The organism is Bradyrhizobium sp. Ash2021, assembly GCF_031202265.1.
In the GTDB taxonomy this organism is placed as follows: Bacteria; Pseudomonadota; Alphaproteobacteria; order Rhizobiales; family Xanthobacteraceae; genus Bradyrhizobium.
On record NZ_CP100604.1, the window covers coordinates 520,443 to 533,225 of the forward strand.

9 protein-coding genes are annotated in these 12,783 nt (G+C 62.8%); 2 read left to right on the plus strand and 7 right to left on the minus strand.

What is annotated here, in order from left to right; all coding sequences use genetic code 11:
• Positions 1-56: 56 nt before the first annotated feature.
• Complete coding sequence (locus NL528_RS02600) at positions 57-2,174, minus strand: S9 family peptidase (protein ID WP_309181173.1); 2,118 nt, start codon at positions 2,172-2,174, stop codon at positions 57-59.
• 347 nt (positions 2,175-2,521) lie between these two features.
• Here NL528_RS02600 and NL528_RS02605 point away from each other — a divergent pair, with 347 nt between their 5' ends.
• Both NL528_RS02605 and NL528_RS02610 read left to right on the plus strand, forming a co-directional pair.
• On the plus strand, positions 2,522-3,958 hold the full coding sequence (locus tag NL528_RS02605) for an MBOAT family protein (RefSeq protein ID WP_309181174.1): 1,437 nt from the start codon (positions 2,522-2,524) through the stop codon (positions 3,956-3,958).
• Positions 3,958-5,067 carry a hypothetical protein gene (locus NL528_RS02610; protein ID WP_309181175.1) on the plus strand — a complete coding sequence of 370 codons (1,110 nt, stop codon included), beginning with the start codon at positions 3,958-3,960 and terminating at the stop codon, positions 5,065-5,067. The genes NL528_RS02605 and NL528_RS02610 overlap by 1 nt, the downstream gene beginning before the upstream one ends.
• A gap of 144 nt (positions 5,068-5,211) precedes the next feature.
• On the opposite strand, the gene NL528_RS02615 is transcribed toward NL528_RS02610, so the two are convergent.
• The 6 genes from NL528_RS02615 to NL528_RS02640 all read right to left on the minus strand — a co-directional run bounded on the left by NL528_RS02615 (position 5,212) and on the right by NL528_RS02640 (position 12,724).
• The gene (locus NL528_RS02615; RefSeq protein WP_309181176.1) at positions 5,212-6,930 is read right to left on the minus strand and encodes an iron ABC transporter permease; all 1,719 of its coding nucleotides are present in this window, start codon (positions 6,928-6,930) and stop codon (positions 5,212-5,214) included.
• A gap of 221 nt (positions 6,931-7,151) precedes the next feature.
• Complete coding sequence (locus tag NL528_RS02620) at positions 7,152-8,219, minus strand: substrate-binding domain-containing protein (RefSeq protein WP_309181177.1); 1,068 nt, start codon at positions 8,217-8,219, stop codon at positions 7,152-7,154.
• A 22-nt stretch (positions 8,220-8,241) separates the two neighbouring features.
• Positions 8,242-9,303, minus strand: a complete 1,062-nt coding sequence (locus NL528_RS02625; RefSeq protein ID WP_309181178.1) for an ABC transporter ATP-binding protein — start codon at positions 9,301-9,303, stop codon at positions 8,242-8,244.
• 310 nt (positions 9,304-9,613) lie between these two features.
• Positions 9,614-10,798 (minus strand): aminotransferase class V-fold PLP-dependent enzyme, encoded by a 1,185-nt coding sequence (locus NL528_RS02630; RefSeq protein WP_309181179.1) that lies wholly within the window; start codon positions 10,796-10,798, stop codon positions 9,614-9,616.
• Between the two features lie 194 nt (positions 10,799-10,992).
• Positions 10,993-11,832, minus strand: coding sequence for an LssY C-terminal domain-containing protein (locus NL528_RS02635; RefSeq protein ID WP_309181180.1), 840 nt, complete (start codon positions 11,830-11,832; stop codon positions 10,993-10,995).
• A 163-nt stretch (positions 11,833-11,995) separates the two neighbouring features.
• On the minus strand, positions 11,996-12,724 hold the full coding sequence (locus NL528_RS02640) for a thermonuclease family protein (protein WP_309181181.1): 729 nt from the start codon (positions 12,722-12,724) through the stop codon (positions 11,996-11,998).
• Between the last annotated feature and the right edge of the window lie 59 nt (positions 12,725-12,783).

Consider the following 12,783-nt stretch of genomic DNA (forward strand, 5'->3'; position numbering starts at 1 on the left):
CTGGAGCGTCGCGCCATCTCTCTTCGTGAACTGGCTCCGCAAGAGCGGAGCGAGGCTCACACCTCGCTTTTGTCCGCCAGCCCCACCGCCCACAGTGCGAACGCATAGGCGATCGCGACTTCGTCGAGGCGATTGAAACGGCCCGACGCGCCGCCATGGCCGGCGCCCATGTTGGTGCGGAGCAGCACCGGGCCGCCGCCGGTCATGGTCGCGCGCAACCGTGCGATCCATTTGGCCGGCTCCCAGTAGGTGACGCGGGGATCGGTGAGCCCGCCCATCGCCAGAATCGCCGGGTAGTCCTTCGCCGCGACATTTTCGTAGGGCGAATAGGACAGGATGGTGCGAAAGTCCGCTTCGCTCTCGATCGGGTTGCCCCATTCCGGCCATTCCGGCGGCGTCAGCGGCAGGGTGTCGTCGAGCATGGTGTTGAGCACGTCGACGAACGGTACTTCGGCGACGATGCCGGCGAATAATTCGCCGGCGCGGTTGGCGACCGCGCCCATCAGCATGCCGCCGGCGCTGCCGCCATGGCCGACGATGCGTTTTGCGGAAGTATACTTCGCCTCGATCAGACCGCGCGCAGCCGCGGCAAAATCATCGAACGAGTTCGTCTTCTTCTCGCGCTTGCCGTCGAGATACCAGCCCCAGCCCTTGTCCGCTCCGCCTCTGATATGCGCGATCGCATAGACAAAGCCGCGATCGACCAGCGACAGCCGGTTGGCCGCGAACGACGCCGGCATCGCCATGCCATAGGAGCCGTAGCCATAGAGCAGCAGCGGCGCGCGGCCGTCGCGCACGAGGTCCTTGCGGTGCAGGATCGAGACCGGCACTTTCGCGCCGTCATGCGCGGTCGCCATGATCCGCGTGGTGACGTAATCGGCCGGGTCGTGGCCCGAGGGAATCTCCTGCCGCTTGCGCAATACCCGCGTGCGCTTCGCCATGTCGTAGTCATAGACTTCCGACGGCGTCGTCATCGACGAGTACGAAAACCGCAAATTCGTGGTCTCGAATTCATAGCCGCCCATGGTGTCGAGCGAATAGGCCGCCTCGTCGAAGGCGATGGCATGCTCTTCGCCGGAATTGAGGTCGCGGATGATGATGGCGGGCAGCGCATTGGCGCGCTCCAGCCGCACCATATGGTCGGCGTAAAGCTCGACATCGAGCAGATAGATGCCTTCGCGATAGGGGATCAAATCGCGCCAGTTGGCGCGATCCGGCGACGCCAGCGGCGCGGTGGCGACCTTGAAGTCGATCGCGCCATCGGCGTTGGTCAGGATGAACAATTGGTCGCCGCGGTCGTTGACCGCATATTGCACGCCTTCCTGGCGCACCGCGACCACGCGCGGCGGCGCCTCGGGATTGGCGAGGTCGATCAACCGCTGCTCTGAGGTTTCATGGTCGCCGCCCGCGATCACGCAGAACCGGCCGCTGGAACTCTCATGCAGATGGGTGAACCAGCCGGAATCATGCTCCTCGTAAACCAGGACGTCGTCGGCCTGTTTGGTGCCCAGGCGATGACGCCAGACCTGCATCGGACGATGATTGTCGTCGAGCCTGACGTAGAAGAAGCTCTTTGCGTCCGTGCTCCAGACCACGCCGCCGTCGGTCTCCTCGACGAGGTCGTCGAGGTCGGTGCCGGTCTCCCAGTCGCGCACGCGAATGGAAAAATATTCCGAGCCCTTGGTGTCGGCGCTCCAGGCATGCAGCCTGTGATCCGGCGAATGGCGCGCGCCGCCGAACTTGAAGTAGTCGTGGCTGACCGCAAGCGCGTCGCCATCGAGCACGATTGTCGCCTCGCCGCCATCGCGTGGGCAGCGGCCGAACAGTTCGTGCTGCCCGCCCTCGCGGAACTTGCGCAAATAGGCGTAAGGGCCGTCGGGTGAGGGGACGCTGGAATCGTCCTCCTTGATCCGCCCGCGCATCTCCTTGACCAGCTTCTTCTGCAGCGATGCGGTGCGGCCGAGCAGGCTTTCGGTGTAGTCGTTTTCGGCTTCCAGATATTTTCTTATATCCGCGTCCAGGATCGAGGGGTCGCGCAGCACCTCCTGCCATCTGGCGTCCTTCAACCAGGCATAATCGTCCGTCACCGTGATCCCGTGGGTGGTGAAGGAATGCGGGCGGCGCGGGGCCACCGGCACGGGCTCTGAAGGCGTTTTGGCTGCTGCTTGGGTCACTCAATCCTCGTTCTGATGCGCGTGAATCGAAAGGTGCGCGTGATACCTCGCCCCGCTTGCGGGGAGAGGTCGGCGCGAAGCGCCGGGTGAGGGGGACTCTCCACGAGTCGCGCTCGCGGAGAGTCCCCCTCACCATAGCCGATGCTTCGCATCGGCGTCCTTCGTTAACAACGGCGGCCGAGGCCGCCTATGCCCTCTCCCCGCAAGCGGGGCGAGGGAGAAGAGTCGGCTGTCGCTTATATCGGTTCGAATGCGCGGATTGCCAGATGTGCCACCTCGCCAAACCGCAGGGTTGTTGGCCGCCGCGTTGTATGGTTAGGCTTTTGGGAACGCCAGAGAAAGGCCTGATGCTCTTCAATTCCTATCCTTTTATCTTCCTGTTCCTGCCGGTCGTCCTGCTTGGCTATTTCGCGCTGGGCAGGCGTGGCAATCTCGCCCCCGTGATCTGGCTGGCGCTGGCGTCGCTGGCGTTCTACTCGTTCAGCAATTGGCAATTCGTGGCGCTGCTGGTCGGCTCGGTAGCGTTCAATTACGGCATCGGATATTTGCTGATCGCACGGAAGTTGCGGCCGCCGCTGCGCTTCGTGGTGCTCACGGCCGGGGTCGCCGGCGATTTGGTCGTGCTCGGCATCTTCAAATATGCCGGCTTTCTTGCCGCCAATTTCAACGCGCTGTTCTCGACCGGGATCACCCTCCACATCCTGCTGCCGGTCGGCATTTCCTTCTACACCTTTACGCAGATCGCGTTTCTGGTCGACGCCTACCGGGGTAACGTCGCGCGCTATGCGCTGCCGCATTACGCGCTGTTCGTCACTTATTTCCCGCATTTGATCGCGGGACCGATTCTCCATCACAAGGATATGATCCCGCAATTCGAGCGCGCCGAGACCAAGCGCCCGGATGCGCATCTGATCCTGTGCGGCCTGATCATCTTCGCGATCGGCCTGTTCAAGAAGACCTGTCTCGCCGATGGCATCCAGCCGCTGGTCAGCCTCGCGTTCGGCCCGAACGCGCCGACCTTCGATCAGGCCTGGATCGGCGCGCTGGCCTACACCTTCCAGCTCTATTTCGATTTCTCCGGCTATTCCGACATGGCGATCGGGATATCGCTGATGTTCGGCATCTTTCTGCCGCTGAATTTCAACTCGCCCTACAAGGCGCGAAACATCATCGATTTCTGGCGGCGCTGGCACATGACGCTGTCGCAGTTCCTGCGCGACTATCTCTACATACCGCTCGGCGGCAACCGGCACGGCCGCATCCTGCGCTACGTCAATCTGATGATCACCATGCTGCTCGGCGGCCTCTGGCACGGCGCCGCCTGGACCTTTGTAGCGTGGGGTGCGCTGCACGGCGCCTATCTCTGCATCAATCACGCCTGGAACAATTATGGTCCCGATGTAGCGCCGCGCTTCGTCCGTCTGGCCGATATCGCAGCGCTCATTCTGACATTCCTGTCCGTCGTCGTCGCCTGGGTGTTCTTCCGCGCCGACAGCATCGACACCGCGCTCTACGTGTTGTCGAAAATGGCCGATCCCACCCATATCGCGTTCGGCAAGGGCGAGATGGCCTATGCGTTGTTCGTTGCGATCTACGCCATGGTGGCCTGGTTCGCGTCCAACACGCAGGAGATCATGGGCTACGACCACGCCAACCGGACCGTGGCTGAGAAGCTGCGCGGATTGCGGCTGCGTCCGCTGTTCCTCTATGCCACCGCCGCGGTGCTTGCGTTCGGGATTCTCGGAATCCAGCAGCACAGCGAATTCATCTATTTCAGGTTCTGATGAGTGTAGCGCTGAAGAATCTGGTGCGGTTTCTCGGCGCCAGCGCCGCGTTCGTCCTGATGGCGGCGGCGCTGAATTTCGTCGTCGATCCCCTGCAATTGCTCCGGCCGGCGCGGCTGTTTCCGGCGATGTATTCGCCCGACAGCCGCATGCAGAATGCCGGCCTGATCCGAAGCCAGGATTTCGACACGGTGTTGATGGGGACTTCGCTGGCGCTGCACTTCCGGCAAAGCGATATCGACAAGGCGCTGGGCGTCCGCTCGCTCAAGCTGGTGATGAGCGGATCGACCTCGAAGGAGCAGAGCTTTGTGCTCGCCGCTGCACTTGAACGTCATCCCAAGAGGGTGATCTGGCAGATGGACGACTGGATTTTCCGCGATGCGCCGGATGTCGATTCAGAATCCTATTTTCCCGCCGATCTCTACCGGCGAAACGCAAAGGGTATCGCGGGCTATCTGTTCAGCGGGGCCATGGCGCGGGAGTCGGCGTGGATCCTGGCGCGGTCGCTGCCGCCGCTGCGGCCGGTCGTGACGCGGCTGACCAACGGGGTGATGTTCAAGTTTCCAATCTCCGAAGTCGATGACATCAACGCGCTGCGGTCCGATTACGACGTCGCCGGGTTCTACAACGCGAAAAATTCGGAGGCCTCGTTCCAGCGCATCAGCGACCCCGTGCGCAGCAATTATCTCGCCGAAGGCTATGTGTACCACGCCATGGTAGCGAATTTCGAGCGCGATGCGATCGGCCTGATCGAAAGCCATCCGGATGTGAAATTCGACATCTACTTCCCGCCCTATTCGATCCTGCAATTCGTGGCGATGCGGGATGCGTCACCGGCAACGCTGAAGATCGTCTACGATTTCACCGCCTATGCCAGCCAGCGGCTGGCGCGGTGTTCCAACGTCCGCTTGCACGATCTTCGCGAGGTGAAGGAGATCACCCATGATCTCGGCAATTATGGCGACGTGATCCACCATTCGCCGGCGATCGATCTGAAGGTGCTGTCGCTGCTTGCGAGAGGGCAATATGTTGTCGACCGCACAGCGCCGCTGGCGTCGCTGCAGCGGCTGAAAGAGCAGGTTGAGGCTTACAGGGTGGAAAAGCCGTAGCAGTAGAGCCGTCATTGCGAGCGAAGCGAAGCAATCCATCTCGCGGCGTCAAGAAAGAATGGATTGCTTCGTCGCGGAGCCTGTCATCGGGCGCGCATTCGCGCGACCCGTTGGCTCCTCGCAATGACGAGAGGCGGATTCTTCCTATGAATTCCGCAACCGCGCGGAGGCGTTGCCGCCGAACATCGGGATCCGGTTCACCGCGAGTACCACGGCGAAGGTGATGACCAGCATCGCAATGCCCAGCACCGAGATCGCGGCGAGATCGCCGCTTTCGTTGAGATCGTAGATCAGCACGCTGAGCACCTTGGTCTGCGAGGTGAACAGCACGATCGCAGCCGACAGTTCGCGCATCACGCCGATGAAAATAAAGCACCAGGTCGCGATCACGCCGGTGCGCAGCAGGGGCGCCGTGATCTGCAGCAGCGACTGCAGCCGGGTCGCACCGAGAATGCGGCTGGCGTCTTCGAGTTCGGGGTGGATGGTCGCGAACGCCGCCTGCAATTGCTGATAGGCCGACGGCAGATTGATGGTGAGAAACGCGATCAGCAGGATCCACAGCGTGCCGTACAGCACGAAGGGCGGCCGCGTGTAGCTTAGGAACAGCCCGACGCCGAGCACGATGCCGGGCACCGCCACCGGCGCGGTCGCGAGAAAGCCGAGCACGCGATAGCCTCCGATGACGCGGCGGGTCGTGACATAGGCGATGACGAGCGCGAGGATGGTGCCGACGGTTGCGGTCGAGGCGCCCAGGATCACCGTGTTCTTGAGCGCGAGCTGGGTCGACGACAATTCGGTGAACACGAACACGATGTTATGCAGCGTCAGTGTGGAGGGCGTCACCAGCGTGGTGGCGTTCGGCGAAAACGCCGCATTGAGCAGCGCGAGATAGGGCAGGAACACGGGGTTGAGCAGCACGATGAGGCACAGCGCCAGCGCCGCCCAGCGCCAGCCCTTCAACTCGACCTTGCGCGGCGCGCCATATTTGCCGCCGACCACCGAATAGCCGCGGCGTCCCAGCAGGAATTTCTGGCCCTGCAGCAGCAATATCGTCAGCAGCAACAGCGGCACGGCGGCGGCGGCGGCGAGCTCCAGCTTTGGCGGATACTGGAACAGGCTCCAGATTTTCGTGGTCATGGTGTGGAAACCGGCGGGCAGCGCCAGGATCGCGGGCGATCCGAACAGCGTCATGGCCTGCAGGAACGCGATCAGCGCGCCCGCGACCAGCGCGGGCAGCGCCAGGGGAATCGTGACGCGGCGCGCCGTGGTCCAGGCCTTGCCGCCGAGAATGGCGGAAGCATCCTCGAGTTCGCCCGGCATGTTGTCGAGCGCGTTGGCGACCAGCACGAACACGAACGGAAAGGTGTAGCAGGAAATCACGAAGATGATTCCGGTCATCGAATAGATGTCGAACAGATGCGCATCCGATTCGGCGCCGGTCATGAAACGATAAAGCTGGTTCAGCAGCCCGCTATTGGGCGCCGCCAGCAGTTCCCAGGCGACCGCGCCGAGAAACGGCGGCGTCACGAACGAGGCGGTCACCAGCGCGCGGATGAATTGACGCCCGGGCATGTCGGTGCGCGATACCAGCCATCCGATCGGGGCGGCGACGATGCAGCAGATGAAGGCGGACGTGGTGGCGATGATCGCCGTGGTCAACAGCGGATCGAGGAAATCCGGGTTTGTGAACAGGGTGACGAAGTTCTGCAGCGTTGGATGCCGCGCGCGGTCGGTGAAGGCATAGACCGCCAGCCACGACAGCGGCAGCACGATCAGCGCGATCAGCACGGCCGCAAACAGCCACAGCACCGGCCTGGTCCAGTCGATGCGCGGTTTGGGGGCGATGCTGGTGGTAAGGGTCATGCGAAAATTCCTTGGTCGTCGTCGCTGCGCGGCGCGCTCTCAAGCTCCCTCGCCCCGCCCTTGCGGGGAGAGGGTTGGGGTGAGGGGCTCTCTCCGCGCATACGGTGAGTGATGAGTATGCGGAGGCTCCCCCTCACCCGGATCGCATCTCCGATGCGATCCGACCTCTCCCCGCACGCGGGGAGAGGTGAGAGAAGATCGCGCACCATCGCGTTCATGCGCTACACCCGAAACAGCTTCGCATAGCGCGTCTTGATTTCTTCCGTCATCGCTTCCACACCGGCCGCGTCCTCCTTCATCAGCTTGATGTCGGAAAGCTTGCGGCGTCCGGGCTTCGACTGCACTTGTGCATGCGCCGAATACTGCGCCGTGTAGTCGGTAAAGAATTGCTGGGTTTCGCGGGTGTGCAGCCAGGCCTGGAACAGTCGTGCGGCATTGGGATGCGGCGCGGTCGCAAAGATGCCGGTCGGCCCCGATATCGTCGGCGCACCTTCGGTCGGATAGACCGGCTCGACGGGCTGGCCTGCTTCCTTGAACAGCACCACGCCATATTCGTTGCCGTCGGCCATCACCGCGCGCTCGCCGAGCGCGAGCTTTTTCGGCGGGTCGGTCGACGACTGCACCTGCATCACGCGTTGCTTCGACAGCTTCTCCAGGTATTCCCATCCCAGTTCGCGCACGATCTGGAAGGTCGCGGTCATGATGGTGCCGCTGTAGGCGGGATGACCTTTTACCATCTTGCCGGCCCATTTCGGGTCGAGCAAATCCGCAAAGCTCCTGGGCGCGTCGTCGGGCTTCACCATGTTGGTGTTGTAGGCGATCGACGACAAATAGATTCGCGACGTCGCGGACATGCCGTCGGGATCGCGAAACTGGGGGAGGAAATGCTGCGCGACCTCTTCGGGGACGAACGGCATCAGCCAGCCGTTCTTCTTCCAGGAGATAAAATGCGATGCGTCGGACGAGTTGATGATATCGGCGGCGTGGATGTTGCTATCGAATTCCTGGGCAACGCGCTGGAACAGCCGCTCGGAGCCGGAGCGCTCGATCTGCACGGAGATGCCGGGATAGGCCGCCTCGAACGCCTTGCCGAGCTTTTCGCCGACCGGAAGGTCCATCGACGAATACAGGATCACCTTGGCTTCTTTCTTAGCGGCCTCGATCAGTTGCGGCGTGATCGCAACCGGCGGGGGCGGCTCGGCCCGAACCGGCGCCGCAAAGATGGTGCCAAGCGCAAGCGCGCCCGAACCCTTCAGGATGTCGCGTCTGGAAAGCTTTTTTCTTTTCATCCCGTCCTCGGTTCGTTTCTTGTTATCGGCTCAGCGCCCGACAGCGGTCGGGCGGCAAGGTCAGCCAGACCTCGCTGCCTTTGGCGACCGCGGTCTCGGTCGGTGTGGTGATGCGCAAGGCGGTGCCGTCGGCGGTTTCGACCATGTAGTCGCGCGCGGCGCCGAGATAGACCTGGCGCGTCACGGTGGCCTTGACCACGTTCTGCGGCGACGGCGGCGTCTGGGTCGAGAGCTGGACGTCATGCTGGCGGATTGCCACCGGCGCACTCTGGCCGGCGTTGAGTTTTGCGCCGACCACCTGCAGGGTCGCGCCCGCAAACGAAACGTGGTTTTCGTCCAAGGCGGTGCCCTTGATCACGTTGCTGGCGCCGATGAAGCGCGCGACGAATTCGGACTCGGGCCGGGCGTAGATGTCTTCGGGCGTGCCGAGCTGGTCGATCCGGCCCGAATTCATCACCGCGATCAGGTCGGCCGTGGTCATCGCCTCCGACTGGTCGTGGGTGACGTAAACCGTGGTGTAGCGATATTCGTCATGCAGCCGGCGGATTTCGAACCGCATCTCTTCGCGCAAATTGGCGTCGAGATTGGACAGCGGCTCGTCGAGCAACAGCGTCTCCGGCTCGACGATCAGCGCGCGCGCCAGCGCCACGCGCTGTTGCTGCCCGCCGGACAGTTCGCCGGGATAGCGCTGCGCCAGCGCTTCAAGCTTGGTCGTGCCCAGAATGGCCGCGAGCTTCTTCGCAATCGTCTCGCGGCCCATCTTCCGCAGGCGCAGGCCGTAGACGATGTTTTCCGCGACCGTCATATGCGGCCACAGCGCGTAGCTCTGGAAGATCATCGACATGCTGCGCTGCTCGGGCGGCAGCGTGCGCGCTTTCGACGAGACCAGGCGGTCGCCGACCTTGATCTCGCCGTCGGAGGGTTCCAGAAAGCCCGCTATCAGCCGCAGTGTCGTGGTCTTGCCGCAGCCGGATGGCCCGAGCAGGCAGACCAGTTGCCCATGATCGATCCGCAGCGAGACGTTATCGACCACCGCAAGCGATCCAAAGCGCTTGGTCAGGCCGCGCAAATCAACGGACGCCAATCCTGTCACTCCCTATATTCGCGCATTCAATTTATTAAGAATACGCGCGCGCCGTTGCAGGCTGCCTTATTTATCGTCGGATCAATATAAGCACTAAAAGTGACGCGCCGAAAAGGCTTGCACGCCTAAAGTCTGAGCGTCGGCCTGCAATTCTCTCACATTGTGAGAGAACCCGTAGGATGGGTAGAGCGAAAGCGAAACCCATCATAATCATGGTGCAATTTGATGGGTTTCGCCATCGGGCCGGCCGAAGGCCGGACCCGTTGGCTCTACCCATCCTACGAACTACCAAAGACCAGGCAGGGAAATCTCACGCACCCACACTTTCACCGAGCCACTCGATCGCGGCCTCGGCTCCGCCCTTGCCGTGGGGGATGTCGAGCGCCTTGAGGGCGACTTCGATGACGCTGAGCGTGCCCAGGATCATCGGGGCGTTGACGTGGCCCATATGGGCGATCCGGAACGCCTGGCCCTGCAGGTCGCCGATCCCGACGCCGAGCACCACGCCGCATTTTTCCTTGCAATAACGATGCAGCGACACCGGGTCGTTGCCGTTCATCACGACCGTCGTGACCGTGTTCGAGCGCTCATGCGCTTCCGCAACATTGAAGCCGAGTACCTGGCCTTCGGCCCAGACCGCGACCGCGCGCCGCACCGCTTCGGCGAGCAGGCGATGACGCAGGAAAGCGTTTTCGAGCCCTTCCGCAAGCAGCATGTTGACGGCCTGGCGCAGCGCGAACAGCAGATGCACCGGCGCTGTGCCGGCATATTTGCGGTAATGCTCGGGACCCTCGCGTTCGGTCCAGTCCCAATAGGGTGTGCGCATGTTGGCCGTCTTGTGCACCTCGCGGGCGCGGTCGCTGGCAGCGACGAATCCTAAGCCCGGCGGCGTCATCAGGCCCTTTTGCGAGCCGGACATCGCGACGTCGATGCCCCATTTATCCATTTCGAACGGCATGCAGCCCAGCGACGCCACGGTGTCGACCATGAACAGCGCGGGATGGCCGCATTCCTTGATGACCTTGCCGATCGCTTCGATGTCGTTAAAGACGCCTGAGGCCGTATCGACCTGCACCGCGAGGATCGCTTTGATCTTGTGATCCTTGTCCTGCCGCAAGCGCGCCTCGACTTCCGCCGGACGGATCGCACGGCGCCAGTCGCCTTTCAGCACCTCGACATCGGCGCCCATCGCGGTGGCGGCGCTGCCCCAGCCGATCGCAAAGCGGCCGCTTTCCAGCACCAGCACCTTGTCGCCGCGCGACAGCACGTTGCTCAGCGTGGCTTCCCACGCGCCATGGCCGTTGGCGATGTAGATGTAGGATTGTCCCTTGGTGGCGAACAGTTTGCTGAGCTCGGCGAGCAGGGTTTCGGTCAGCTCCACCATCTCCCTGGAATAGATGTCCAGCGCCGGACGATGCATCGCCTGCAGCACTTCGTCGGGCATGGTGGTGGGTCCGGGGATGGCCAGAAATTCCCGGCCCGCGCGAACGGTCATTTTCATTATTCCTTAGTCGGTGGAAGGCGGAAGCTAGGTGGTTGGAGATAATTGCGAGGGTTCAAGTGAGAGCATCATCATATTGGATCGAGACCGTCATTGCGAGCGCAGCGAAGCAATCCATCTGTGCCAAAATGACGGCCTATGGATTGCTTCGTCGCTTGCGCTCCTCGCAATGACGGGGATAGAGCACCCTATTTCCCCATCGCTTCGGCGACCGCATGCCAGATCTGATCCTTGATCTCGGTGGCCGCGGGGCTCGGGATCGTCACCGCGGGGCCGTCGCGCTTGCGGCAGGCCTCGACCAGCCGCAGCACCCAGATCTCGCCGTCGGTATAATAGAGGTCGCCACCGCCGTTGCGCCCGGTCAGGGTTGGGCCGATGCCGGTCACCTGATATTTCGCGTCCACCATTCCTGCGTTTTCCAGGTCGGCGGTGAGCACGGCGCGTTCGGCATCGAGGTCGGGGCTGATATGATGCGTCACCGCGACGGTATATTTGCTGACGCCGACGCCGCGATCCTCGGTCGCCGCGCCCAGCCATACCGGGCGCTTCTCCGCGCCCTGGTCCAGCACCTTCCAGTAGCGCACGTGATTGCGGCGATCGGCACTGGCGCCGATCGGCTTTTCGAACGCGAGGTCTTCCCGCCGGCCGAGATAATAGAGATTGCTGACCGGCGCGTCCTTGTAGGGGCGATCGAGCAGCACGCTGCCGACGATCTCGATCGACGATTTCAGCGTGATCGGATCGGCCGGATACCAGCCCGCTTCGTGCATGGCGCAGACCACGTCATGCTGATCGCCGACCAGGCCGACATTGATCGGGTCGCCGGGAATGCCCTGCCCGGTCCGCGTCACCATCGGCAGATTTTCAAGGCCTTTCTGGTGTTCGTAGTGCGTCCAGAACAATGGCAGCACCAGATAGGCGAGCAGGGTGTACGCCAGCACGACGCCGAGCGCGACCAGCAGAAAGCGCTCCAGTCGCGAACGCTCCGGAGGTAGCGGGGCCAGCAGATCGTCGTAGAGGTCGCTCATGGGCGAAGTCTAGCGCGTTTTTTTGTAGGCGGGGCTTCATCCTTCGAGACGCGGCTTACGCCGCTCCTCAGGATGAGGTCCTCTACCCACAGGACCAGATATTAAACCCTCATGGTGAGGAGCGCGTCTTCGCGCGTCTCGAACCATGAGGCCACAGACAGCTCTATCGCCGCGTCTCGCGGCAGCCGGCGGCTTCGGCTTCGTCGACCGAGCAGAACCAGCGCGTGCCCTTGGAAATTTTCATCTCGATCTTGGCGTACCAGCGGCTGGTCGGCTGATGGTAGATGCATTCCCCTGAACGATTCACGTTGCCCTTGATGGTGCAATCGGGCGACGGCGCGACCGATCCGGACGCCGATGCCAGCAGGATCGTCGAGGCATTTTCCGGCGGCTTGGCGGCGCCCAAAATCGTCGTCTTCTTGTTGCGGGCGCGCCAGTCCCACGGCGCGATGAACGCGCCCTGCCACATCCCGGCCTTGGCCTCGCGCGCGGCCTTTTCCTCGGCGTCGTAATCGTGCGAAAACCGCGCATAGGCCAGCGCCCAGCCGCTCGCCACCAGCCATTTCTGGATGTCCTCGCCGTCAACTTCGCAGTGCGCGACGATGCGGCCGCGCCGATCGGTGGTGCGGGTATGGCAGGTCCAGCTTTTGCCGCCGGCATGCTTGATCAGCTCGTCGCGCGCCGCAACCCCGCAGGTCCAGCGTTCGCCATGGGTGTTGAGGCAAAGCTGGTCGGTCGACGGCGCGTCGACGCCGCCGAGGCGGATGCGGCTGTTGCCGATCTGGATCTGGTCGCCCTCGCGGATCTTCGGCACGCCGGTGATATCGGCCGCGCCGGCCAAAGCGGGCGGCAGCATGAGCAGAATGGCTGTGAGCAGCGTCTTCAGTTTCATCGGCAATCCCGGCAACGGATAAAGTGCTGGGCGAATTGTGCGGACAATGAGGCGGTCTT